Genomic DNA, 25,180 nt, shown 5'->3' with positions numbered 1-25,180 from the left:
TGCAAAATATTGATTTGTATTTTTGATGTTTTATAAATTTAATATTCAACAAATGAAAAATTTTCTACTACTTCTGTGGGTAGTCTGTTGCAGTGCATTGAGCACGAGCGTCAGTGCGCAGCAGGATCGAAGGGTGACAGGAAAGGTCATTTCAGCTGAGGACGGCACCGCTTTGCCGGGTGTGTCGATTGTGGCGAAAGGCACAAGCCGAGGTACGCAGACGGATGCCGATGGGAACTATGAATTGTCTGTTCCTGTCAACATTGGTACGTTGGTGTATAGCTTCGTGGGCGTTGTTACGCAGGAAGTATCCATCGGCAACCGCTCGGTTGTGAATGTGACACTGAGCAACGATACCCGTTCGCTCGATGAAGTCATCGTAACGGGTTACGGCGCACAATCGAAGCGAAACCTGACTGGCAATATTGCCAAAGTGGGTGCCCGCGATATTGAAAATATTCCGGTTCCGAGTGTTGAACAAGCTCTGCAGGGGAAGGTGGCAGGGGTTCAAATTACATCTCTGAATGGTAAAGTGGGGCAGGGGCTGCAAATTCGGGTGCGGGGTGCGTCGTCGCTCACGGCCAGTAGTCAGCCGTTGTATGTTATCGACGGTATTCCCATGACATCGGCCGATCAGTCGTCGACAACAGCGCCAACCAACCCCATCGCCGATTTGAATCCCAATGACATCGAGTCGATGGAAATCCTGAAAGATGCTTCATCGGCGGCTATTTATGGGTCGCGGGCGTCGAATGGCGTGGTGCTGATCACGACTAAAAAAGGACGTGCGGCCAAAACGACGTTCGACGCGTCGGCACAGATGGGCGCCAGCAATCCTACGCACCTGCGTCAGTGGCTCAACACGCAGCAATATGTGGAACTGTTGCAGGAAGCGCGGGAAAATACAGGCGCTACTTCGGCCACTTCACTGGCCAACCGATTTACCCGCTATGCCGCTGGTGACGCAACGGGCTGGCAGGGTGCCAACCCAAAATACAATACTGATTGGCAGCAGGAGGCCTTTCAAAAAGCACCTTCGCAACAATACGACCTCAGTGCACGGGGTGGTGATGCCAAAACTCGGTTCTTTATTTCGGGACAGTATTTCGACCAGAGCGGAATTATCATCAAGAACCGTTTTCGCCGGTTGAGCGGTCGGGTCAATCTGGACCATACGGCCACCGAAAAACTGACTTTGGGCGTAAACATGAACATCTCGCACTCGATCAACGACCGTGTTTCAAACGACAACGCCTTCTCGACACCGATGCAGATTGTGGCCCTGTCGCCGATGTCACCGGTTATCGACCCGCGCACCAATCGCCTTAGTGGTGCCGATCCTGATTTGTTTCCAAGTTATCCGCTGTATTATAATCCGCTGATCAACCGCGATTATGCCGCGTTGCAGGCGCGGGTGTACCGTGTGATCGGGAACGTATATGCCGATTATAAACTGCTGCCGGGTTTGTCGTTCCGCACCGAGTTTGGAACCGACCTGTTGAGCCAGCAGGAAGAAGAATATTATGGTCGTGAAACGCGGGCTAATACCGGCGCACCCAACGGTCTGGGTTCGAATACATTCCGTCAGGTATCCAACTACACCACTAACAACTATTTCTCGTTTGGGCGGACCTTTGCCGAAAAACACGATGTCGATGCTACCTTGGGTATGTCGTATCAGGAGTCGCGGAACAACTACAATTCGGTAACGGGTCAGCAGTTTCCAAGTAGTGCCTATAAGCAAGTTACATCAGCCGCCAAAATCACGGCGGGCGACGGGCAGGAAACCCGTTTCAGCTTCCTGTCGTACTTTGCCAGGGTCAATTACCGATTCAATAACCGCTATTTACTGGGAGCATCGGCACGGATTGATGGGTCGTCACGGTTTGGTGCCAATGACAGATATGGCTTTTTCCCGGCAGCATCAGCAGGCTGGATTCTTACCGAAGAACCATTCCTGAAAAATGTCAAGGCACTGAGCCTTCTAAAGTTGCGGGCCAGTTATGGCTTAACCGGAAATGCTGAAATCGGTAATTTTAGCTCGCTGGCACTGTATGCGGCCACGAACAATGCGGGTACATCGGCTGGGTATGCCGGCGTGCCGGGGCAGGCTCCTTCGCAGATTCCCAACCCCGACCTGACCTGGGAGAAAACGCTCCAAACCGACGTTGGGCTGGAGTTTGGTTTCCTTAACAACCGTTTTACCGGCGAAATTGACTACTATCAGAAAAACACGAGTGGTTTGCTGCTCAACGTAAACGTGCCGGGCTCGTCGGGATTCCGGACGCAATTGCGCAACGTGGGTAGACTGGAGAACAAAGGATTCGAATTCGTTTTCAACTCGAATAACTTCACCGGACCATTTAAGTGGACGACCTCGCTCAACATCGCCTATAACAAAAATAAAATTACCGATCTGGGCGGTACTACCATTACGGGTAGCTTCCTGAACCGGGCGCAGGAAGGCCAGCCGATAGGGGTGTTTGTTGGCCCTGAATATGCGGGTGTTGATGTACAGAATGGTGATGCGCTTTATTACAAAAACTCGACAAATGCCGATGGTACACTAGATCGCACAACCACAAACGACTATAACAGTGCGGCTTATGTGCCGCTGGGAAGCCCAACGCCCAAGTTCATTGGCGGTATTACCAACACCTTCAGCTTTGCTGGTATCGACCTGAGCGTGTTGTTCAACGGTCAGTTTGATTACTACATCTACAATGGGGGCGGTAAATTCCAGTCGGCCAACGGTGATTATTTCGATAACCAGTCGGTCGACCAATTGAATCGCTGGAAGAAACCAGGTGACATTACCAACGTGCCCCAGGCTCGTTTGCTGGGCGGAAATGGTACCGGCGAATCGTCCCGCTATCTGCAAAAAGGGGATTATGTGCGCCTTCGGACCATTACACTTGGCTATACATTGCCAAAAGCCTTGCTGAATCGTATTCACCTGACGAGAGTCAGAGTTTTTGCTACGGGACAGAATTTGCTGACATTCACCAAATACACCGGTTGGGACCCCGAAGTCAACTCGGACGCTTACTCCTCGAATCCGGTCAACCTTGGTATCGACTTCTACTCAGCGCCACAGCCGCGCACGATCATTGGTGGTTTACAAATTGGTTTTTAAGCGACGACACACAACTTATGAAAACGAATAAATCAATCATACTGGCGTCGGCAATGACGGTTAGCTTGTGGCTGACGGCCTGCAACAACCAATTAGATATTAAGCCGGTTAACAGCGTGGCAACCAGCCAGGCCCTTACGACGTCCGATGACCTGAAGGCGCTTCTGGTAGGTGCCTATGATGGCCTGAGCAGTGTAAATCTGTATGGTGGGGACATCATCAGGGATAGCGAACTACTGGGTACGGTACCCGCAACGGGCGATGTGCTCTGGACAGGAACGTTCGTAGCTCCGCAGCAGATTTATACCAAAAATATATTGGTTAATAATGGACAGGCCGATGTTACCTGGACAGATGCCTATCGCACAATTAACATCTGCAACACGGTACTGGCAAATTTAAGTCTGGTCTCTACTGCCGATCAACCCCGGATTGAAGGCGAAGCGAAGTTTATTCGGGCATCGCTGTATTTTGAACTGGTACGATTCTTTGCCAAAGATTATAGTGATGGCGATCCAAATGCCAACCCTGGCGTGCCGCTGGTAACGACGCCAACGGCAGTGTTGGATGCGAACTCGAATATACCCCGAAGTACTGTAGCGGCTGTTTATACACAGGTGCTGACTGATTTGACGGATGCCGAAGCTAAACTGCCTGCCTCGAATAGCTTCTTTGCCACGAAGGGTGCCGCCGGTGCGCAGCTTTCACGCGTGTATCTGCAAAAAGCCGATTACCCAAACGCGGCCAATGCGGCTAACCGGGTTATAACCAGTAAAGCGTATCAGCTGGTACCTATTGAGAGTGTATTCGATACACGTGAATTTGTGAACGGAGCCAATACTGCCGAAACAATTTTTGCGGTTCAAATCACAGATCAGGACGGTATAAATGACTTGAATACATTTTACGGTTCGACGGATACGGGTGGCCGGGGTGATATCGAAATTACCGAAACGTTTCTGAATCAATTTGCCGCCAATGACCAGCGGGCAACGTTATTTTATGATGATGGCGGCCCAATTCGGACGATTAAATTCGTGAATCAGTACGGCAATATCCAGGTGCTGCGACTGGCAGAAATGTATCTGACCCGTGCCGAAGCCAACTTCCGCGCAGGCACATCGGTTGGCGATTCGCCATTGAATGACATCAACCTCATTCGTGCCCGCGCTGGTGCAACGGCCCTGACTGCAACTCAGGTAACGCTGGCCAATATTCTGAAAGAGCGTCGGCTTGAACTTGCTTTTGAAGGAACGTACATCCACGACCTGAAGCGGACAAAAACCAACGTTGGCACGCTAGCCTACAATTCGCCCAAACTGATACTGCCAATTCCCTTACGGGAAATAACAACCAATTCGGCATTGATACAGAATGCCGGGTATTAGGGCGATATAACAATTAAGAATAGCCCGGACATACTTGTTCGGGCTATTCTTGTTTTGCCCTATAATGGTATCATAAACCTGTAAGGTCTGAGAGACCTTACAAATTTACAGTCTTAAGAAAGTAAGTGGCTTGTTCTATCGCTATTTATTAAACCTTAAACTACTCAGCATAGTCAAACGTTTATACACTGAATACCAAGTGAAAAAAACGACTATGAAACCCCTATTTCTTGCCTGTCTATTTTCATTGCTGCTGGCTTCGGGTTTACAGGCTCAGGTACAGTTTACGACCGAAAGTCCGCGTGTAGATGACGTTAACGACACCGATGTGAGCATACAGCGCGTTGAATTAACGGCGCAATACACCATTGTGTATATGAAATTTCAGGCCCGAAAAGAAGGGATCAATGGTCGGCAGTTACCGTTTCAGATTCCTATGCCCAGAGGGCAAAGGGGGGAACTCGAATCAACAAATAACATCGGGTTCCAACCATCATCGCGGCTATATGTGAATCAGGGGGAGCGGTCGTATAAGTTTATTCGGGCCGAAAACATTCCGCTTGAGGTGCGCAGGAAAGTGCAGCCCGGTGAACGCGTTGATTTTGTCGCCTACTTTGAGCGCATTGACCCTGGTTATACAACCTTCGATTTGTTTGAATGCAGAGACGGTCGGGGGTTTATCTGTTTCAATTTCTGGGGCGTTCACATCAACAACCCAGTTCGAAAAGACAGGTATTCGCAGCGTACGCCCAGAACCCCTGTACCACCCAAACCGCAGCAACCCCGATACACGCCCCGAACAAAACCGGGTGCTGGCGAACCGCCTGCCGAATCGACTACACCGCCAGAAGCAACGCCTGTTCCTGTTCAGCCGAAAGAGATGCCCGTTGCCGTTGCCATTAACGGAGTCACGCGCGATGCGAAAACGAAAGAGCCGATTGTCGCAACAATTACCTATCGTCTGATATCGGGTGCCGAAGCCTCCGGCGATGAACCAGCCGATTCGGTACGGAGTGTCAGCCCGACCGGTAAATACAAGGTGTCTATTGACCGGCGGGGGGTATATGCCGTAACAGCCTCAGCAAAAGGGTATTTCAGTCAGAGTGATACGCTGGCGACGAATCGGGTGGATGTCGTTCGCGATTTTGATCTGGTACCAATAGAAGCCGGTGCAAAAATTACGCTGAAGAATATCTATTTCAATGCTTCGAAATACGATCTCAAAGCCGAGTCGTTCCCCGAACTGGATCGACTGGTAACGGTGATGCGCGCCAATCCGACCATGCAAATCCGGCTCGAAGGCCATACCGATACCGTTGGTGAATTCGACGCCAATGTTGAACTGTCCCGCAATCGGGTCAACGCCGTGAAACGGTATCTGGTCGATAAAGGGATCAGTGCCGGTCGGATAGAGACCGTCGGCTATGGCCCGTCAAGGCCCATCAATACTAACAAAAGCCTGAAAGAACGCCCGGAAAACCGGCGGGTGGAAATGGTGATTGTGAAGGTATAAACGTTTTTAAACACGGAGATAACGAAGTTGTCACGGAGTGCATGAAGAAATTTCTGTGTTCTCCGTGACAACTCCGTTATCTCTGTGTTTACACAATATGAAACCCAACTTCGACCTTAACGTTGTTCTGGCCCATATCGACGAAGCCATTCGGCCTTACCCAAAAGCGGCTATGTTCGATTTGTTTGAACGCGGCTATAATACCCTGTTCGAGCAACTGATTTCGTGCATCGTGTCGATCCGAACGCTCGATGAAACGACCATTCCGGTATCACTGCGCCTGTTCGAACGCGCCCGAACACCCGAACAGCTCCTTGCCCTCGATGTTGCCACACTGACCCAATTGCTGTATGGCACAACATACCCCGACCAGAAAGCCTATACCATGCTGGGCATTGCCGAACGGATTGTGAATGAATTCAATGGGGAGTTACCCGCCAACTATGAAACATTGACCTCCCTGAAAGGAGTTGGGCCGAAGTGTGCAAATCTGGCGTTGGGGGTGGCAACGGGACAGGCCGCTATAAGCGTCGATGTTCATGTGCATCGGGTTGTCAATCGGTGGGGGTATGTGCATACCAAACAACCCGAACAAACCCTGAAAGTGCTGGAAACTCAGGTGCCTCATGAGCAGTGGGTAAACATCAACCGGCTCCTCATGCCGTTCGGTAAACACATCTGCACCGGTACACTGCCGCACTGCTCAACGTGCCCGGTGCTGGCCTGGTGCGAGCAGGTAGGGGTGGAGCGGCACCGGTAATTACTTCCCTGTAAGTGTTTGTTTCAGGCTGGCCAGCGTATCGCGGCAGGACTTGTCAATTTGTCGATACAGGTCGGCTTGCTGTTTGGCTGTTTGCTCAACAAGGGTCTTGCTCGCAGTGGCTCCCCCCGCCGACCGGTTTATTTCGTTCGCCGTGCTGCTGCTGGCCTGAACAGGTAGCGTGAGTCCGTCACCTTCGGCTATGAGATCAGTTATGGTTGCCCGATATCGCCCGAATTTGGCTTCAATAGTGAGCGTATAGCGTACTGTCTGGCTATTTATTGGGTACGACGACTTAATAAATAAAATGTTATTCTGCTGATCGTGCTGTTGTTCCGTAGTTGGTACATCAGAAAAATGCTGCTCAGACCAAGCCTGTGTTTGCTCCATAATCTGACGGGCCGGCCGTTTGCTATCCGGTAGCTTGACAAGCTCCTGATACTGAACCTGACCTACTTCATTGGTTGGCAGCCGGACCTGAGCGAATGAGTGGAGTGAGAAAGCGAAAAAAAGTAATAAGGTGTATTTCATACTGAGTCGACTTGTCAGGGTAGAGAACTGAACCATCTGTATAAATGGAAAGTCAACACGAAGATAAAGACTGTTGGTGGATTGGTGAAATAGTTAATTGGTGGAGTGGTTAAATGGTTTATCAACTCGCGTAAAGTAAACCACTCCACCACTCACCATTTAACTACTCCACCAATCTACGCCAGTGCGTCTTCCAGCGTTTCCTGTGCTTTTTTTGCCGACTCTTTAATGGAATTGCCAAGAGATTTCGACGTTTTTTTAGCCGAACTAAGCGCCTTATCCGCCTTGTACCGATAAACCGCGCGGTCGACCGGGTTACTCTGGCGGAAGGCCAGATAAAGTCCGGCAGCGATTCCCGCAATCACGCTTACCGTGACAACAATGTTGGTGAATTGCTGCGTCTGATCCTCCGATTCATCTTTGGGCATCATGTCTTTCCGGGCGTTGGCCGCAATGATGGGATCGGGCAGGACGTGTGCCATAGCGACTCTGGCTTTATTCATCCAGCCCGCTACCACATGATCTTTTCCTTTCATCAGGGCTTCGTACCCTTCTTTCGCCACATCGGCAGGATCAGCGGTTTTTGACGGATCGGCTCCTTTCACGTGAGCGGCACCGGCCTTGTTGAAAAAGTCGGTGTTGGTGGCACCCGGCATCAACACCGTTACGGTTATGTTGGTGTCGTTCAACTCATTGCGGATTGCCTCCGAAAACGATTTGATGAATGCTTTCGTAGCGCCATAAACCGCCATCATTGGGTTTGGTACGACTGATACCTCTGAGCCAAGCATCAGAATCTTGCCTTCGTTGCGGCTCACCATATCTTTCAAATAAAGCTTGGTCAGGTGCATAAGCGACACGGCGTTGATCTGAACGATGTCCAGTTCTTTTTGTAAATCGGTTTCGGTAGCAAACTTGCCGTACTCGCCCATACCGGCATCATTGACCAGTATATTCACCGTGATGCCCTGTTGCTGAGTCTGTTCGTAAATGAGGTCTGCCGCTTTTGGGTCGGCAAGGTCCTGCGCTATCGTCGTTGCCTTAATGCCAAACTGCTGTTCATATTCATCCGCAATAAGCCGGAGGCTGTCGCCCGAACGGGCTACCAATACCAGATTGTACCCCTCTTTGGCAAAAAGATTTGTCAATTCGCGGCCGATACCGCTGGTAGCGCCTGTGATAAGAACTGTTTTTTCGGTTGTATTTTCCATAGTTGAGTTGGTAAATCAATAAGTAATGGTTGACGTGTTTAGCCAACCTGGTTTAATCCATATTATCTGGCTTTGTCAGTAAGCTGATAATGACTCCGAACGCACCGATGGATAAAAAGGTATTGCGGGCGCGTTTATTATTGCCAAAGCCAAAGAGCCAGGGGGCTGTTAACATAAAAGCGCTTACTGCCGCATCAGCCGCTAAGTGTGCTTTAAAGGGTATAACCTTCCAAAAGCCCCATTCGTAGCGGGTTAATAAGCTGGTTGCCAATACCCCTCCGCTTATAACTCGCGCCAGCTGGGTAGCGGTTGGCTCGTTCTCGAAACCGACCAGAAAAGGGGCTGCTGCTACCAGAGGAACATAACTATAGTCGGCTATTCCGTGCTGTTTTCGTGAAATTGGCTGTTCCATTTTCTCGTTGAGGTACTAGTTTATTCCTGAGAAACGCAGGTTGATTTCTAGGGTTTTAATACTACTTTGGTGCAATCGTCTTCTTTCTTTTTGAACATATCATACGCCTTTGCTGCATCGGCAAGGGGCAGGGTATGCGAGATAATATCGTCCAGTACGACTTTGCCCTGCACCACCAGATCCAGCAAATGGCTCATGTTCTTATGGACAAATGACTGCCCGAACCGAACGGTGATGCCTTTATCAAACATGCGGCCAATGGAAATGTTGTCGAAGGGCGTACCATATACCCCAACGACCGATACGATGCCACCCCGCCGAACGGCCTGAAAACACAATTCCAGTACCTTGGGCGTACCTTTTTCGAGGTTGATAACGGCCTTTGCCTTCTCCAGAAATGACCGGTCTGCCTCCATCCCAACCGCATCGACGCACAAGTCGGCCCCGCGTCCGTTGGTCATCTGTCGAATGGCCTCGACAACATCGACTTCGTTGGGGTTAAGGGTTTCTACATTATTAACGCGTTTGGCTTTGGCCAGCCGGTAGTTTACCGGGTCGATAGCAATAACGCGGGCAGCCCCCTGAATCCATGCCGATTTTTGGGCCATCAGCCCAACCGGGCCCGAGCCAAAAATGGCGACGGTTTCGCCCCCTTTCAATTCCCCCCATTCAATAGCACTCCAGCCAGTAGGGAAAATATCGGTCAGAAACAGAACCTGTTCATCTTTGAGTGATTCGGGCACTGTATGCAGGCCATAATCAGCATAGGGTACCCGGACAAACTCTGCCTGACCACCGTTGTAGCCGCCATATAAATCGGTGTAGCCAAACAGGCCACCCCCTTTTTCGGTAAGCAGGCCACCATCGGGGCCGTAATGTTCGGGGTTAGAATTCTCGCAGTGCATTTGCAGATTCTTCTCGCAGAAGTAGCATTTGCCGCAGGCTACGGTGAACGGCACTACGACCCGATCGCCTTTTTTTAGATTGGTCACTTCAGAGCCCACATCTTCAACGATGCCCATGAACTCATGACCAAGAACTTCATTTTTTAACTGGGGGATGAACCCGTCGTAGATGTGCAGGTCTGACCCGCAGATGGCCGTCGACGTTACCCGAATTATGGCATCCCGGGATTGTTCAATGCGCGGATCATCGACGGTATCGACCTGAATGTCGCCTATTTTGTGAAATACGGCTGCTTTCATGTTATGTGTTGAGTAAGTAAAGAGCCCGGAAAACCGGTTTTTGCTTAAGAACTAAAGTCTATAGATTTGGTTTAGTTAGTTTACTCCCAAGGGAATTATATTAGGGTATGTGCTTCTATTAATCCATACATAAGTGGCTTAATGGCCAATCGTAAAACCAAAACCACAACGTTATGTCATTGAAATCGGAGGAGGACCTGGCAGGTATGCAGCAGATTAGCCAGGTTGTTGGCTCAACCCTCAAGCGCATGCAAGAGTATGCCCGGCCAGGTATGTCGACGCTTGAGTTGGATCAGTATGGAGGAAAATTGCTGGAACTGCACGGTGCCCGTTCGGCACCTAAGCTCACCTACGGCTTTCCGGGTTGGACCTGTATTAGTTTAAATGAGGAAGTATGTCACGGCATTCCTTCTGCAAAACGGTTTCTTCGGGAAGGGGATTTAGTTAACATTGATGTATCGGCCGAACTGAATGGCTATTGGTCAGATAACGGAGGTTCCTTCGTTCTAGGGCAGGATATTCATCAGCATAGTGACTTGGTGGAAACCTCAAAGCGAATTCTGGCCAAAGCCATTAGTCATATCCGGGGAGGGGTGAAAATCGCTGAGATCGGGCGATTGATTGATAATGAGGCCAGGCGAAGTGGCTACCGGGTTATTAAGAATCTGGCTGGGCATGGAATAGGTCGGAGCTTACACGAAGAACCGCTCGAGATTCTATGTTATTATGATCGGTCCAATAAAGCGCGTTTCCGGACGAACTCGGTTGTGGCTATCGAGACGTTCCTATCCACCAGAGCCACCTATGCTCAGGAGAAAGGGGATGGCTGGACATTAGTTGCCAAGGATAGTTTTGCTGTACAGCATGAACAAACGATTGTCATTACCGACAAGCAGCCAATCATCCTGACGGCTGCGAATCGATTATGGGAATGACGTTTTGATTCGTGAATACGTACTGTAAACCTACTTGTACAAAAACAGTCAAGGGTTTAATTATGGATTCTATTAGGTTCCTGCAACTGAAGTAGATAGGCTCTTTCAAAACCAGTTACACAACAAAAGCGAATGCTCTCAACGCGAACACCCAGGCCAGCAAGGTGAGGCTATTCCGTACGTAATTGAAACCAATCCATAGAGCAGCCAGACGGTTGACCCGTTCAGGGGGGGGCGGGTTGGGCGCCTGTAACTTGATAGCGACGGGAATAAAGAAAGAAAAGGTGCTAATTCGTTCGATCAGGATTAGCAACGCTGCGGTAAGCCACCACTCACAACCGGGTAGTTGAGACTGCCATGCCAGCACCAGATTCGCTATCGTGAGTAGTGTAAGAGGTCCTGTAGTAACAAATGCCCAGAACTTTCTTCCTGAATCTATATCACGGATAGCCCGGCTATTGATCTGAAAGCCGGACTTGATTGATCCGGGAAACCATAGATGGACAATCATCCTTACTTCGTATAACCCGGCACCCAGGGCTACGCTCATGTTCAGGATAAATAACGACAACAGCAGTTGGGCGATAAAACTCATAATGGTATAGATTAGATGAACCAGCGTATATGAACTCATACGTTTATGGCATCAAACCTACATATTTAGCTTTCGTAGTGCTGAAAATCGGTCGTCAAGTTGGGAAATCGTGGCGTCAACAGGGGTAATTAGGCGCCAGATTACGTCTGGAAGTGAGGGCTTCAGTCAAAAGGGACTTCTCTCCAGACAGTAAAGTATGTTCCAGATTTAGCTCTTCTATGTGTAATGAACTAGCCCATCTTTGAGTCGGTAAAGTGTAAACTAAGTTTTATGGTATTTACCCCCAACCCCCTGAAGGGGGCTTAAGCTTGACTATTCTCAACTTAAGCCCCCTTCAGGGGGTTGGGGGTAAATACCATAAAATTTAGTTTACACTAAATCAGTCTATCACTTCACCCGTTGATTCTCACGCGTAAAGACAATAAAATCGGTGACGGGAGCTTCGTTCAGCATGGGACGGATAAGCTGCACGACCTGGCCCCGGTGATAGGCCGCATGGTGACTCAGGTGCGTGAGGATATCCAGCAGCGAACTTTTGTAGCGCATGTCTTTGGTGTTCACATACTCAACCAACTCAAAGAGCTCGGAGTCGTTGAGTGCGTGTACGTGGCTAACGATTTGCCGATGCTGTCGTTCGGCGGTTTCGATCATCCAGCTAACGGGAATGTCTTCCCAGATAGTAACAAAGGTCGTCGCATGCATGACCCGACCAAACCATACATGTTGAGCCGACAAAATATGGCCCATTACCGCAATGGCACGCGCTGGCGGGCTGTTGAGGGTGTCAAGCGACTCGATTATCCGTTGATTGGCCCAGAGTTCATAATCCAGTAACTGAATCAAATGGTCTTTCATTGCAGTCCACGTTTCGTTGCCTGATACAATGCTTCGACGATATTGGTGCGGGTATTTAGATTACCAAGTTTAGGGTTATTTCTCGTAGGATACACACGATTGCACAAAAATATGTATGTCAGTTTATAGGCCGGATCGGGCTCAACCCAAACGAAGGTGCCCGTGTAGCCTGAGTGCCCGTAGCTGGCTTTGGTCGCCGATTTTGGGGCATTGCCGGTATAGGTAAACGAGGGTTTGTCGAAACCCAGTCCGCGCCGGTTGCCCAACTCCGGAAACTGGTAGCGCGTGAATTCGGCAATGGTTTTGGCCGAAATAAACTGTTGACCGCCGTAGCTGCCCTTCTGGCGATACATCTCATACACCTTCATCAAATCATTGGCATTACCAAACAAGCCCGCGTGTCCCGAAAGCCCGTTCAACATAGCTGCGCCTTCGTCATGGACACGCCCCCAGATGAGTGTTTTGCGGAACAGCGAGTCATATTCTGTGGGTACAATCCGGCTGAGTGAATAATATCGACGGGGTAAAAACGTAAGCGTAGTGGCCCCGAGTGGTTTGTAGAACGTTGTTTTGAGGTAATCCTCAAAGTCAATTCCCGTTAAGCGCTTCACAATTTGAGGGTATAGGATGAACGACAAATCAGAATACACGTACTCTTTTTTCGCGTTCAGGGGCGAGTCTTTTATTTGCTCGAAAATCGTTTTTGGGTAGTTTTTGAATTCATACAGGCTGTCCGTCACCTCAATGGGGTAACGACCGGAGCGTTCCGCTTTGAACGTTTTGGGTTTCCATGTACCATCGGGATTTTTTGTGTCCATCCAGAACGGAATCCATGCTTTTAGTCGGGCCTGATGGGTGAGCACATCGCGCCAGAGTAAATCCGCTTTATTCGATTTCTTGAAACCGGGCAGGTAATCGGCCATTTTGCCGTTGAGGTTAAACTTCCCATCGTCAACGAGGTGCATCAGGGCCGGCGTCGACGTGCTCACTTTCGTAACCGATGCCATGTCATAGAGGTCGTCCAGCTGAACGGGCAGGGGTTCGGCCCCCAGCGAAGCATCGTAGGTATGTTTGCCATACGCTTTCCGGAAAATCACTTTGCCGTCTTTCGCCATCTGCACCACGCATCCCGGGAAAGCACCCTGACTTATACCCACATTGACAAGGGAGTCGACCTGTTGCGCCAAGAATTTACCGTTGATACCCACTTCTTCGGGGATGGTGTATTTGAGCCGACCGATGGATTTAACGGGCAAGCCATCGCCCAATCGGAAGCGTTGGTTAACGGTGACGGGTAGTTTGCCTGATGCGCCGATAGCCCCAAAAATCAACTGTGCCGATAACTCTTCGGTGTAGTTCGTGAGTTGATAGGGCATGATAATGGCCCTTGCCTGTTCAATGTTACGGCTGGGTTGGACCGTGTCCATCGGGAAGGTGAGCTTGTCCAGCGCATACACATTCCCGAACACCGTAACAATGGCTTTTCCGGTCGCCACCAACTCGCCAACCAGCCCGGCGGTTTTGGCTTGCAGACCATATTTAACGGCAGGGCGGATGTTGTTCAGGTGAACATCAACCAGAATAAGGTTGTAGTTTTTGAGTGAATCGCGGATCATCGCCAGCGTGGAATCGGGCGTGCGGGATGTCAGGTTAAAGTGATCGACCTGCGTATAGTTGCTCGCCATTTGCTGAAAAGCCGTGATTTTGTCGCTCTCAACGGCTACCGAGGCAATTCGGAGTGTGTCGAGCCGTTGCAGAGGCAATAACCCTTTATCATTTTTAAGAACAGTCAGGCTGCTTTCGGTGAACTTCCGGTTGAGCAATTCGTCCTGTACAGGATTGAGATCACTAACCAGATTCTCCATCTCAATGGGTTTGTACTGATCCAGTCCAACCCATGCTTTGGCCTTTAATACTTTCAGGCAACGGGCGTCGATAGAAGCCTGACTGATACGTCCGTCGACAATGGCCTGTTTGATCTGGGCTAACGCGGCTGGCACATCTTCCGTAAATTCCAGTACGTCCATGCCCGCTTCAATACCAAGTTCATCGGCTTTGCCCGAAGGAAAATACTTGGTAACGCCTTTCATGTTCATGGCATCTGAAAAAACCAGTCCCTGGAAACCCAATTCGTTTTTGAGGAGGTTCGTAACAATGGCGGGGGAGAGGGTTGAGGGGCGGTTGCGCGTGGTATCGAGCGCGGGAATACTCAAATGGGCAATCATGACACCGGCAGCACCTGCTTTGATCAACTGCTGGAATGGATACAACTCCAGCGAATCGAGCTGGGCACGGCTCTTGGCGATCAGCGGCAAGTCGTAGTGTGAATCGGTGCCGGTATCGCCGTGGCCAGGGAAGTGTTTCAGGCTGGTTAACAGTTGGTTATCCTGCATGCCGCGCATGTAGGCGAGGGCCTTGCGTGCCACTTCGTACTTGTTCTCGCCAAACGACCGGAAGTTTATAACGGGATTGTTGGGGTTATTATTGACATCGACGGAGGGGGCGAAGTTCACGTGCATACCCAGTCGACGGGCCTGTTTTGCCAAATTGGCCCCCATCTGATAAATGAGCGAATCGGAACCTGCGCCCTGCATAGCACCCAGCGTCATCTGATACGGATAGCGAACCGTGCTGTCGAGTCGCATGGCAATACCCCATTCGGCATCCATCGCAATGAGCAGCGGCACGGGCGAACTGGCCTGCAACCGGTTGGTGAGCCGCGCCTGCCGAACAGGCCCACCCTGAAACATGACCACTCCACCAAGTTTATTGGTTCGAACCAGTGTTATAAGCGAATCTTCGTAGCCCGGTTTGCGATTCGAGTACCCGGCCACCATGATCAACTGGGCAATGCGGTCTTCGGGTTTCATGTTCGTAAACACCGAATCGACCCAGCAGGCCTGCCTAGGGTTAAGTTTGAGAAACGTTGGTGATGTTGTTTGCGCGAAGGTCGTTAAGGACAATAAAACGCTGAGAAAACCAAAAAAAGCGAACCGGCAGAAGGGCATGAGCAGGAAAATTGGGTCGTGATAGGCCAAAAATACAAAAAATGTCCTCGCCAGCTCATTAAATAAGCGTAGCGAGGACATTTGATAGACAGTGCGAATTAACTATTTCCGGTACCGGCTGCGGTATTCCGGCCCAACGCCAAAGCCGTAGCCGAGCGTTAGGGTGATGGTTGAGTTATTGACGTTCTGGTTGTCGTCGAGCGTAATGTCGCTCAGACCGTAGCGGTAACGGGCATCGATCAGGAAACGCTGCCGTTCGGCCAGTCCTTTAAAGTTAAGCTGGAAACCGGCAACCAGACCTAAATCCATCGAGCGGAATTGAGCGCTGTTATCGAAATCCTGTTTAACAACGCCCTGATTTATGTAGTTGGTGCGTTTTGCATTGAGCTTAAAACCCAATGATGGACCAAAGAACACATTGGGTCGGAAATTTCCGTTCAATGTCAGGAAATAACGCAGCGCAACGGGGATTTCGAGGTAGTTGATCCGTTGTTTGAACGAGTCATTGGACTGGTTATACTTACCACCCATTTGCGAGTAAAGAACATCGCCCGAAATACCAAAATGGTTCAGTGAGCTGTACATTAAAAAGGCACCGGCTGTTACACCCGGCCGTAACGTATACCCCTTGGCATCCATGCCAAATGTGGATAAATTCAAGCCAACCCGTGGGCCTGCACTAAATCGTTGTTGGGCAAAACTGCCTGATAAACAGCCAGTAAGAAACAGAAAGGAGAGTAGTGTAATACGTAGTGAATTTGCGCGAAACATAGAGCAATCGATAAGTTGATATGTCCGGTTAACGTCCTTCGTTTTGGAAATGTTTTATTCTTTCAAAAGAATATTGAGCGTTCGGTCAAAAGGGTAGGCTATTTTTTTATTGCTGGCTATTGTGCAGGCGCTTTTCTGTCATGCCGTTACCGCTCCGAACACGGTGTTACTGAACACACTACTCGTTACGGCAGGTGTCGGCTTCGGTATTGATTTTACGGGTTGCTTTGGCGCAAAAAAGATTAAATAAATGGCTACGGCCAGCATAAACAAAATAGCGGCTGTTGTTGTCGCAATCCAGAGTGGCCAGAGCCGTTTTTTAGTTGCCGAGGCATGAATGCGCTCATGCAGGGCATCCCGAAGTTCGGCAAGCTGCTCGGTGGTTGGGTGTGCCGATGTGTTAGCGGCTGTTTGCTGCATGGCTTCCAACCCGGCAAGTGCGTCGGCGTAGAAAGGGTTTTCGAGCAGAAGTCGCTCTACACGGTACCGCGCCGGGCCACTTAACTGCCCGGATTGATACGCCCGTAAATCATCAAAAGTTAGTTGGTCAATCATTGTTGTAACGCGGTATTGCCCGCAATCAACTAAAGCGCAGAGATAACCCTGCGTTACTTAGACATACAAATTTTCAACTTTCGGCGGCCATTTTGCAAATAACTTTTTACCTGTTTCAGATCGTAACCCGTTAGGTCGGCCACTTCGGTATAGGTTTTCTTTTCCAGATAAAAGAGGGTCAGACAGGTTTTCTGTTCGGGTGGCAGGGTTTGCAAGCAGGCTTCCATTGTTGTCAGGTCTTCTTCAAGGTCCAACAGGTCGGAGTCATCTTCTGCAATTCGCATAACGGGTTCATCGTCAAGGTCGGCTCCCGTGCCGGTTACCAGCGCGGTTTTGGGATGAGCCTGATTTTTACGCAGCTGCATCAAACAGTAGTTACGGGCAACGCTGTGAAGCCAGGGACCAAATTGCTGCACGTCGTGCTTTTTCAAGTCGGTCACCAACTGTTCAAACAGGCTCATAACGGCATCTTTGGCTTCGTCTTCATCACGCAGGTAATTGAAGCAAACAGCATAGACCAGGTCCATATGTTGCTCATAAAGTTCGCCCAATACGGCCAGGTCGCCGGTAGCGCGGTAGGTTGCGATATAGTCGGCCGGATCGCTGCGCGATCGGTCGGTACTGGGCCTGGGCTTACGAAACAGTTTTAAAAACATACACGAACTGACTGCTTACCCCTATTGATGCAATAACGGGCGGGATTCCACAAAAACCGCCCGGAAATCGGGTTGCAGGAACAAAAGCCTAAAGATTCCGGTAGTTCACATCCTCAATAACCCGCTAAAACCATAACCTATTGTTGCCTCAAGTCGTTACAAGTTGATACTAACTCAACGAAATTATGAAACGATTCATGTTTGGTATGCTGGGTATTATCCTAAGCGTAAGTGCATTTGGCCAAAGCGGTCAAACGCCAACCATGCAGCAGTCGACATCAACGACGGATACCCGTCAGGCCAATCCAGCGCGGCCTAAGATGAAGACCAACCGGCAGGAGCGTATGAAAATGGAAGCGGGTTTGGATACGACGTTACCCAAAAACCGGAAGCAAAAGCGCCTGCCGCCCGATTCGCTGCGCCGGGGTGGTGCTACGAAAGTAGACAGCGTTCGACGGTAAGTGTTAATGAATAAAACTCAACGAAAAATATGATCAAATTAATGCTCGGTGTAGCGCTGATGACCACGACAGCCCTGGCTCAGACGACACCCTCATCGAACAAAGCGAGTGAGCCCAAATCCATGACGGCTGGTGTGAACAATCCTAAATCGAAGTCGGCTGTAACGGCGCGGTCGAACAAGCCTATTCCGCCACCTTCGCAAAAGGATAATCTGGAAAGTAAGGATAATGCCATTCCGTCCTATAAACAGGAAAAGGATGCTGGTGTACGTAAAGGTAAGAACAGGTATGCTCCCCGCCGAACCGCTTCGGGCGCTCGAGCAGATACATTGCTGTATCGTAAGCCAAAGCAGTAAAACAGGCTTGTTAAACACGGATACGGTCCGCCGTTGGGGCACAGAGTTTAAAGATTTTCCAATTCCTTAAACTCTGTGCCCCAACGGCGGACCGTATCCGTGTTTAATAATTCCATTTAATCCTTGTTCTTCTTTTTGGCTTTTCGTTCTGCTCGCTTCTTCTTGCGTTCGGCTTTTCGCTCTGCCCGCTTCTCTTTTCGTTCAGCCTTTCGTTCGATTCGTTTTTCCTTAAAGTCTTCCTTTACGCTTTTTAGGGCATCCTTTAGGGTGATGTTGTTGTCGAATTTACCCTGGAACGCTTCGATATAGGCATTACGCAACACACCAAAAATCGTTGGCCAAACGAATGTCTCGATGTTATCAATCGTTCCATTGAGTGGGATTCGGGTGGCTACCTGATCATGCTTCTGGTTCTTGAGGATGGCCGTACCTCCCTGGGCCAGCAACTCAGTAAAAAATTTGCCTACTGAGCGACCTTCATGCTCATTGAGTTTGAAAATCTGCATGCCTTTCGTAAGCGGCTTCAGGTAGCCATTCAGCTTACTATCGAGCATGGCCATTTCGCTGTAAACGCTCACCGTGCCCCGCTCAAAATCAATATTGGCATACTCTTTGGCCAGCGGGTTGAGCTTAACCAGTTGTAAATCGCTGAATCGGAGGTTGTAGTCGAAATCCGGCACAATTTTCAGAAAATTCATGTTGGCCGAAAAGTTCATGGTGCCGCCATAACCCGGCACATCCCCCGATGCCACGACCGGTGAGGGAAGCTTTTTATTTTTGTCTTCGACATTCCGAATATTCCGAATTTCGCCCTGAAATTTCTGAATAGACAGGTCGGCGCGGGGGTGCGTTACCAGACTTATCAGGTTGACTTTGCCATTGACGATAGCAAAACGGTTGATGCTGATGGGCAGGAGTTTCTTAAGATAAGCCGTCCAGTCTACATCGGCCCCTGTTTGACTACTGGCTTCGCTCTCGCTGAAGGCAAAGTTTATTTCGGGTTCGTAGGTTTCAACTTCGCTTACTAATTTTCCCTTAAAGAGCGACTTCCACTCAACTGAAAGGTCTGTTTTGGGAATGTAAATGAAGGGCTCCTTAACTTTTCCGCTGATCTTGCGAATACGCAAATCATCAATCTGATAAGCACCCCGAATGAGTTGAATGTCAATATCCTCGACATGGCCTGTATACCCACCTCCCATGTCGGCCAGGGTCTTATTGACGTACCGAAGTACGAAATAGGGGAGAAGCAAGCGGGCAATGATCAGCAGGACGACCAGTGCAAGGAAAATTTTTGTGGCGCGTTTCAATACGTTGAGGAGTTGGTTAACGTATTGGTAAACCTGTAAATTGGTTATTAGGTTATTGGTTACTAGGTAACTGGAATGACAATTACCCAATAATCAATAACCTGTCAACTACTACTTACCGCCCATTTGGAGAGAATTTCCGTCCATCGAGGGTGGTGTATTTGAAGTCGGTAGAGCCTTCGAAACGGGTATCGTCGAAATTTGTACCACGGGGAAAATGGGTGTATTTAAAGTCGGCGTTGCGGTTAAAGCGAGCCTGACCGAAATCAACCCGTTCGTCGTATTTCGTGTATTTGAAATCGGCATACTGCTCAAAAGCTGCTTTCTGAAAGGACGACGATTCATCGAACTTCGTGTATTTAAAATCGGCATAATCCCGAAAGGTTGACCCGCTGAAGTCGGCTGCGTTGCGGAATTTGCTGTACTTGAACAGCGCTATGTCCTTGAAGGTATTGTTCGTAAAAATGGCCCGTTGATCAAAGATCGAATACTTAAAGGCCGCATCTTTTTCAAACGTACAGCCCTCAATCGTGACCCCTTCTCTGAAGTCGGCATTGTACACGATGTTGTTGGTTTTGATCAGTTTGCGGTCAGAATCTTCAGTGCGATACGCCAGAAACTTACCCGTAAATTTGCAGTTTTTAAAGGTTACGGGTACTTCCACAACACTTAGAAACTGACGCGAATCGCCCCAGCCTCCTTCACGAGACTCTCTTCTGTTGGCCAGATCAGTCAGGTCAAGGTCGCCGGTAATCGTGGCGTTTTGATACGAAACAGATTCTTTACGATTGATTTTGGCAATAATATCTTTGGCATCAACCGTTGATTGTGCCAAAACAGGTGCCACGGCCAGGCTGGCAAAAAGAAGTGAGAGAAGAAGGGTTTTCATGTGTGCTTTTGGAGTTGTGTTTGACTTTGGGTAAAGATGCCAGCCAAATCCAAAAGGTTGCATGGGAGTACAGTAAGTGGCTGGATTAAAAAAAATTGCTAAAATGCTTATCAACTCTCTTTAATCCAGCCACATGACCTTATCATAGGCTACTTCGTAGTCCATTTCTTCGAGGGGTGTCAGGCCGGCGAAGTGGCCGGTTTCGTCGGTTTGGACAGCGTTCCACAGGCCCGATGCATCTCGCAACAGAAGCCGGTAGCCATACAGCGGGTGTAAGGTGTTGCCATCCGTCCGGTGGTCCCAGCCCGTTTGCAGTTCTATGGCGAAGGCGATTCGGTCCATTACCTCACTCATTTGTCCGGCCAGACTATCGGCGCCATCCAGCTCTTCAATCCACAACACCAGTCCGTCCGTACCCCAATCAAAATGGAGTTCGGTAGGGGTGAGGGTTATTATTGATGCATTCATAACGAGGTTTACGGGATTCGGTTTGCGGTGTAGGGTTTTCGGTATACGGTTGGCTGACGCACGAGTGTTGCTGACGCGTCAGCCAACCGTATACCGAAAACCATTAACTGTCCATTTTTACGCACTCATACTCCAGGCGGGGGCTACCAATTGGTCGGTTGTTTGTTCATCGTGCCACTTGCGAAGCCAGAAGCGGTATTTCTTCCGACCGTAGTCGATAAAGCCCGGAATCGACGTCGCATCTACGGCGAAAAGCCGGTGCGGACTCTGCTTCATGATGCCGATAAACACAAAACGAAATTGCTTCGTCGTGCCCCATTCACGACCGTCGGCGTTGCGCAGGCTATCGATATAAAACGCTGCCTGCCGGTCGTAATCATAGGTATAGCACGACTCCAGAAACTGGGCCTGGGTTCGGGCGGAGGTTGTTTTTAAGTCGATCACCATGGTATTCCGGCGTTTGGGACTGGTATAGACCATATCCAGCCGCGCCTTACAGGCAATGCCGGTCGTTGGCTCCGTTGAGAGGACAATGCGCTCTCGCTCAGACAACCGCAGATACCGCCGACAAAAAGCATCCTGCCGAATTGTTCGCATCAGTGTGGCTAACTGCTTTGTTTGGGCCGGGGCCAGCGCATCCGTATTGATGGTTGGTTCCATCATATCAGGCAGAAACTGCGATAAGACGGTCCCAACCGTTTCAGGTTCGAGAAGATGCTGGTGAAACGCCCGACCAAACGCTTTGGTCTTTTCGGGAATAAACCGGGCTGAAGGCACCGACCAATAACCCAGGTGCTCTTCTTTGAGCCGGGTCAAGTCAGAGTTCGATACACGCGACAGGGCCCGGTAATCATCGCCGGTTGTATAAATTGGTTGCCGAGAGGATGTCAGAAGTTGAGAAACCATACAGAAAAGGGGAAACGTTGAGAAAAAGCAGATCGATTAGCCAACGGCCAATAAGGCTGGCTCATCGACAGGGTTTGCAAACGGGTTATAGTAGTTCATTGCCGTTTTAATGTTGGCAATATCTGTCAGGGTTTCCTGACGGAATACTTTAACCTCCTGGGCAAACTGCTTCAGTTCTTTCGTTTTCTCGGCATCAGCCATTTTGTACGTGAAGTTGGCAATGTAATAGACGCCCTTTGGCTGAATTTTGTTGTTCTCTTTCTTCTCGGCAACGGCCGTAATGACCACATCGGCCAGCGTCAGGTCGTCGTAATAGAGTGGTTCGATCAGCCGAAAAATATTGTCGACCGAATACCCATGAAACAGCACCGCCGATACGCAGTTTTTCTCGTCGATAAAGAAAAGTTCTGCCCAGTTTTTGGTACCCATGTTCAGGATGTTGTCCGTGAAAATACGCCATGCAATAGGTTGGAAGGTCAGGGTGCGCCCAAGCTTCTCATTACCGTTGATATTGAACACACCTTCCTTGGCATCGAATCGGTATTGACGCGGGTGTCCTTCCAGGTATTTGTATCGCCGGGCGAGCCCACTATTTACGACCTCGCCAGTCAACTCGTTAATTTTTTGATTCGGTTTAAGTTCGTTACCGCTTTGAATTGTCTCAATTTGGCTATTGCTTTGTGTGTTCATTAGTATTTGTTGTTTACTGTTCAAGCAGGGGGCCCATTTTGAGGTCCCTTTTGCCTTTTTAGGGCATCGTGTTTACTAGTTTAAAATTACACAAAACTGTGTAAAAAACAAGCCCTTTGTATAAGTATTTTCAGCTTTCCTGATGTCTTTTCTATCTCACTGGATTGCGGGCTTATCGGGAATGTGAAAGCTCATTAAATGCCCCTTAAAATCAATTTAACTGCCTGTTTGCCACTTAGCGAGGGAACTTTAATGAAATGGAAATCCGTTCGATCTGTCCAATCCGCGCTCCTCTTAGTTTTTACATAAAAAAATGTAAGTTATGACGATCAATCTTCGCCTTCAGCAGCTCATCGACTCGCTCGATATCAGCGTACTCGAATTTTCCCGAAAGCTGGGCGAGCATCGGGGCGAAAAAGTTTATCATATTTTACACGGTCGATTAAAGCCTCGCTACGACACGCTCGAAAAAATTCTGGTGGCCTACCCACAGGTGAATGGCGACTGGTTATTGCGGGGCGAAGGCTTGATGTTTAAGGTGCTTAATTCGCCCTCCGCAGCCATCACTACCGAAGAGCGATTGCGGAATATGGAGTTCCTGCTTTTTCAGCTTAACGAGCGCGTTGCTTTACTTCAGCAAACCAACGATCAGCTGCTGGAGGAAATAAGGGGGATGGGAAGTGGTGGAGTGGTGTAGTGGGTGTAGTGAGTGGAATAGGTGTAATGGGTGGAATAGGTGTAGTGAGTGAAATAGGTGTAATGGGTGAAATAGATGGAGTACTCACTACTTCACTTACTTCACTTACTTCACTCACTACACCTACCCCACCACTCCACCCACTCTCCCTTTACCCTTTCCAAACAACTCTGCTTCGCACGGGTTATAGTGTAAAAAAACACTTAACGCCATGGCAACGACATCACCATTCGACCCGGATAAACTAGATCCTGAATTTTATTCTCATGACCCTAACCAGCACGGCGATTCCGATTACGGTCGCGAATCGGAGGGCGTTGGCACAAACCAGATGGGCGCAACATCGGGTATGGATATGGATTCCGAAAATAGAAACATGACCCACGATACCCGTGAGGAAAATACGGGCGAAGGCCGGTCTGGTAATCCAAAAGGCGAAAGCCTGGGTGGAAATCAGGAGTGGGACGTGAACGCCGATGCTATTTCCGAAGCACCCAAAGGGCGCATGATGAGCGATGAAGCGGCTAAAAAACTAAGTGAAATCGCTGAAAATCCATCCGATGATGCGCTTCTGCACCGGGCAGATGCAACCTATCTCGAAGAGGGCGACAGTCCCGGCGAAGGGTATGACCCGCACCACGTAGGGTATGACGAAAAAGATAAAACCGACGTCTCGAAAGACGACACCAAATAAGATAATGCAGCCGGTTCGCCGGTCTAATGAAAAGTAGCTATGCCTTAAAGCGACTGGAGAACATCCAGTCGCTTTTTTATTATCGGGTGCTGCTCACGCGTATTTATCCTGATTATTCTTTCGTAAACTTGTCGTTTAATTATTTAGCCGGCGAACATCCGTTCCGCTACCGTTTTGCTTATCGAAACCCGTGCCTATGCTCGGGCGGGATTGTTAGGAAACCCGTCCGATGGATTTTTTGGTAAAACCATTGCCATCTCTGTTCGAAACTTCGGGGCGTCTGTAACGCTTTACCCCTCGCCCGAACTCCACATCGAGCCCCAGTTGCAGGATACAAACGTGTTTCGGAGTTTGTACCATCTGCGCGACTCCGTGAGTACACTCGGTTATCATGGGGGCGTCCCGCTGTTGAAGGCCGCCATCAAGAAGTTTTCCGAATACTGTGAGAATGAACATATTCGGCTCCCTAACCAGAATTTTTCAATTCGATATAATACGTCCATTCCCCGGCAGGTGGGCTTGTCCGGCTCCAGTGCTATCATTGTCGCCACCTTTCGGGCACTGATGCAATTTTATGGCGTCGATATTCCGCAGCCTATATTGCCCAATCTGGTGCTGGCTACCGAAGCTGAAGAACTGGGCATTACGGCTGGATTACAGGATCGCGTCATTCAATGCTACGAGGGCTGCGTATATATGGACTTCGACCGCGAAACGATGGAGCGTCAGGGCTACGGTCAATATGAGCCGCTCGATTCACGCCTGTTGCCCAAACTGTACATTGCCTACAATACCGACCTGGGCAAACAATCCGGTCAGGTACACAACGACATCCGGACGCGCTGGCTCAAAGGTGAACCCGTTGTGGTTGACACCATGAGCGCCATTGCCGACGTAGCCCGCGAAGGTCGCGACGCTGTTCTCCGGCAGGATACCAAGTCGCTGAATGAGCTTGTGAACCGAAACTTCGATTTGCGGGCACAGATCTATAACATCACCGACCGTAACCGGAGTTTGATCGAGAAAGCTCGTTCCTGTGGTGCGTCGGCTTCCTTTACCGGGTCGGGTGGCTCCATCATTGGCCTCTACCGCGATGACGCCATGCTGAACCGGCTATTCGTCGAATTGAAGAAAATAAACGCTCGTGTTATAAAGCCGTATGTAGTTTAATTATGGTG

The 25,180-nt window shown here is 49.5% G+C and carries 25 protein-coding genes; 10 read left to right on the top strand and 15 right to left on the bottom strand.

Annotated elements, in window-relative coordinates:
- The first annotated feature begins 52 nt into the window (after positions 1-52).
- The 4 genes from CWM47_RS28815 to CWM47_RS28800 all read left to right on the top strand — a co-directional run bounded on the left by CWM47_RS28815 (position 53) and on the right by CWM47_RS28800 (position 6,797).
- Entirely contained in the window at positions 53-3,136 is a 3,084-nt protein-coding gene (locus tag CWM47_RS28815) for a SusC/RagA family TonB-linked outer membrane protein (protein WP_206170551.1), read from the top strand.
- 17 nt (positions 3,137-3,153) lie between these two features.
- The gene (locus tag CWM47_RS28810) at positions 3,154-4,524 is read left to right on the top strand and encodes a RagB/SusD family nutrient uptake outer membrane protein (RefSeq protein ID WP_100992050.1); all 1,371 of its coding nucleotides are present in this window, start codon (positions 3,154-3,156) and stop codon (positions 4,522-4,524) included.
- Between the two features lie 214 nt (positions 4,525-4,738).
- Positions 4,739-6,037, top strand: coding sequence for an OmpA family protein (locus CWM47_RS28805; protein WP_100992049.1), 1,299 nt, complete (start codon positions 4,739-4,741; stop codon positions 6,035-6,037).
- Positions 6,038-6,134: 97 nt separating this feature from the next.
- On the top strand, positions 6,135-6,797 hold the full coding sequence (locus CWM47_RS28800; protein ID WP_100992048.1) for an endonuclease III domain-containing protein: 663 nt from the start codon (positions 6,135-6,137) through the stop codon (positions 6,795-6,797).
- Here CWM47_RS28800 and CWM47_RS28795 read toward each other — a convergent pair whose 3' ends face one another.
- The 4 genes from CWM47_RS28795 to CWM47_RS28780 all read right to left on the bottom strand — a co-directional run bounded on the left by CWM47_RS28795 (position 6,798) and on the right by CWM47_RS28780 (position 10,156).
- Positions 6,798-7,364, bottom strand: coding sequence for a hypothetical protein (locus tag CWM47_RS28795; protein ID WP_240625511.1), 567 nt, complete (start codon positions 7,362-7,364; stop codon positions 6,798-6,800). It abuts the gene before it with no gap.
- Between the two features lie 140 nt (positions 7,365-7,504).
- Positions 7,505-8,539, bottom strand: a complete 1,035-nt coding sequence (locus CWM47_RS28790) for an SDR family NAD(P)-dependent oxidoreductase (RefSeq protein WP_100992047.1) — start codon at positions 8,537-8,539, stop codon at positions 7,505-7,507.
- A 52-nt stretch (positions 8,540-8,591) separates the two neighbouring features.
- A complete protein-coding gene (locus tag CWM47_RS28785; RefSeq protein ID WP_100992046.1) occupies positions 8,592-8,951 on the bottom strand; it encodes an SPW repeat domain-containing protein in 360 nt (119 codons plus the stop codon).
- 47 nt (positions 8,952-8,998) lie between these two features.
- Positions 8,999-10,156, bottom strand: coding sequence for a zinc-dependent alcohol dehydrogenase (locus CWM47_RS28780; RefSeq protein WP_100992045.1), 1,158 nt, complete (start codon positions 10,154-10,156; stop codon positions 8,999-9,001).
- A gap of 173 nt (positions 10,157-10,329) precedes the next feature.
- Between CWM47_RS28780 and map the strand changes: the two genes are divergently transcribed.
- Positions 10,330-11,091: a type I methionyl aminopeptidase gene (gene map / locus CWM47_RS28775; protein ID WP_100992044.1), complete on the top strand. Its 762-nt coding sequence runs from the start codon at positions 10,330-10,332 to the stop codon at positions 11,089-11,091.
- A gap of 115 nt (positions 11,092-11,206) precedes the next feature.
- Here the strand turns inward: map and CWM47_RS28770 are convergent, their stop codons facing one another.
- From CWM47_RS28770 to CWM47_RS28745, 6 genes are all read right to left on the bottom strand, one after another.
- On the bottom strand, positions 11,207-11,686 hold the full coding sequence (locus tag CWM47_RS28770; RefSeq protein ID WP_240625510.1) for a DUF1772 domain-containing protein: 480 nt from the start codon (positions 11,684-11,686) through the stop codon (positions 11,207-11,209).
- 387 nt (positions 11,687-12,073) lie between these two features.
- Positions 12,074-12,541 carry a DinB family protein gene (locus CWM47_RS28765; protein ID WP_100992043.1) on the bottom strand — a complete coding sequence of 156 codons (468 nt, stop codon included), beginning with the start codon at positions 12,539-12,541 and terminating at the stop codon, positions 12,074-12,076.
- Positions 12,538-15,549: a glycoside hydrolase family 3 N-terminal domain-containing protein gene (locus tag CWM47_RS28760; protein WP_100994097.1), complete on the bottom strand. Its 3,012-nt coding sequence runs from the start codon at positions 15,547-15,549 to the stop codon at positions 12,538-12,540. Before CWM47_RS28760 ends, CWM47_RS28765 begins: the two co-directional genes overlap by 4 nt.
- Positions 15,550-15,651: 102 nt before the next feature.
- The gene (locus CWM47_RS28755) at positions 15,652-16,320 is read right to left on the bottom strand and encodes a porin family protein (RefSeq protein WP_100992042.1); all 669 of its coding nucleotides are present in this window, start codon (positions 16,318-16,320) and stop codon (positions 15,652-15,654) included.
- Between the two features lie 138 nt (positions 16,321-16,458).
- Positions 16,459-16,875 (bottom strand): hypothetical protein, encoded by a 417-nt coding sequence (locus CWM47_RS28750; RefSeq protein ID WP_100992041.1) that lies wholly within the window; start codon positions 16,873-16,875, stop codon positions 16,459-16,461.
- Between the two features lie 53 nt (positions 16,876-16,928).
- On the bottom strand, positions 16,929-17,531 hold the full coding sequence (locus tag CWM47_RS28745) for an RNA polymerase sigma factor (RefSeq protein ID WP_100992040.1): 603 nt from the start codon (positions 17,529-17,531) through the stop codon (positions 16,929-16,931).
- A gap of 185 nt (positions 17,532-17,716) precedes the next feature.
- Here CWM47_RS28745 and CWM47_RS28740 point away from each other — a divergent pair, with 185 nt between their 5' ends.
- Together CWM47_RS28740 and CWM47_RS28735 are read left to right on the top strand one after the other, a co-directional pair.
- Positions 17,717-17,992, top strand: a complete 276-nt coding sequence (locus CWM47_RS28740) for a hypothetical protein (RefSeq protein ID WP_100992039.1) — start codon at positions 17,717-17,719, stop codon at positions 17,990-17,992.
- A 29-nt stretch (positions 17,993-18,021) separates the two neighbouring features.
- Positions 18,022-18,348, top strand: a complete 327-nt coding sequence (locus tag CWM47_RS28735) for a hypothetical protein (RefSeq protein ID WP_100992038.1) — start codon at positions 18,022-18,024, stop codon at positions 18,346-18,348.
- A 116-nt stretch (positions 18,349-18,464) separates the two neighbouring features.
- On the opposite strand, the gene CWM47_RS28730 is transcribed toward CWM47_RS28735, so the two are convergent.
- The 5 genes from CWM47_RS28730 to CWM47_RS28710 form a co-directional block, all read right to left on the bottom strand.
- Positions 18,465-19,658 (bottom strand): DUF748 domain-containing protein, encoded by a 1,194-nt coding sequence (locus CWM47_RS28730; protein ID WP_100992037.1) that lies wholly within the window; start codon positions 19,656-19,658, stop codon positions 18,465-18,467.
- A 115-nt stretch (positions 19,659-19,773) separates the two neighbouring features.
- Positions 19,774-20,547 (bottom strand): pentapeptide repeat-containing protein, encoded by a 774-nt coding sequence (locus CWM47_RS28725; RefSeq protein WP_100992036.1) that lies wholly within the window; start codon positions 20,545-20,547, stop codon positions 19,774-19,776.
- A 120-nt stretch (positions 20,548-20,667) separates the two neighbouring features.
- Positions 20,668-21,015, bottom strand: a complete 348-nt coding sequence (locus CWM47_RS28720) for a hypothetical protein (RefSeq protein WP_100992035.1) — start codon at positions 21,013-21,015, stop codon at positions 20,668-20,670.
- A gap of 117 nt (positions 21,016-21,132) precedes the next feature.
- Positions 21,133-21,921 (bottom strand): PD-(D/E)XK nuclease-like domain-containing protein, encoded by a 789-nt coding sequence (locus CWM47_RS28715; RefSeq protein WP_100992034.1) that lies wholly within the window; start codon positions 21,919-21,921, stop codon positions 21,133-21,135.
- A gap of 36 nt (positions 21,922-21,957) precedes the next feature.
- Positions 21,958-22,611: a hypothetical protein gene (locus tag CWM47_RS28710; protein ID WP_100992033.1), complete on the bottom strand. Its 654-nt coding sequence runs from the start codon at positions 22,609-22,611 to the stop codon at positions 21,958-21,960.
- 322 nt (positions 22,612-22,933) lie between these two features.
- Between CWM47_RS28710 and CWM47_RS28705 the strand changes: the two genes are divergently transcribed.
- The 3 genes from CWM47_RS28705 to CWM47_RS28690 all read left to right on the top strand — a co-directional run bounded on the left by CWM47_RS28705 (position 22,934) and on the right by CWM47_RS28690 (position 25,172).
- Entirely contained in the window at positions 22,934-23,308 is a 375-nt protein-coding gene (locus tag CWM47_RS28705) for a helix-turn-helix transcriptional regulator (protein WP_100992032.1), read from the top strand.
- Positions 23,309-23,519: 211 nt separating this feature from the next.
- Complete coding sequence (locus CWM47_RS28695) at positions 23,520-24,002, top strand: hypothetical protein (RefSeq protein WP_100992030.1); 483 nt, start codon at positions 23,520-23,522, stop codon at positions 24,000-24,002.
- 174 nt (positions 24,003-24,176) lie between these two features.
- Entirely contained in the window at positions 24,177-25,172 is a 996-nt protein-coding gene (locus CWM47_RS28690) for a mevalonate kinase family protein (protein ID WP_100992029.1), read from the top strand.
- Positions 25,173-25,180 lie beyond the last annotated feature (8 nt).

The sequence above is a fragment of the Spirosoma pollinicola genome, from assembly GCF_002831565.1.
Taxonomy (GTDB): Bacteria; Bacteroidota; Bacteroidia; order Cytophagales; family Spirosomataceae; genus Spirosoma; species Spirosoma pollinicola.
The sequence above is the reverse complement of the archived record's forward strand: the minus strand, read 5'-3'. Positions and strand labels throughout refer to the sequence as shown.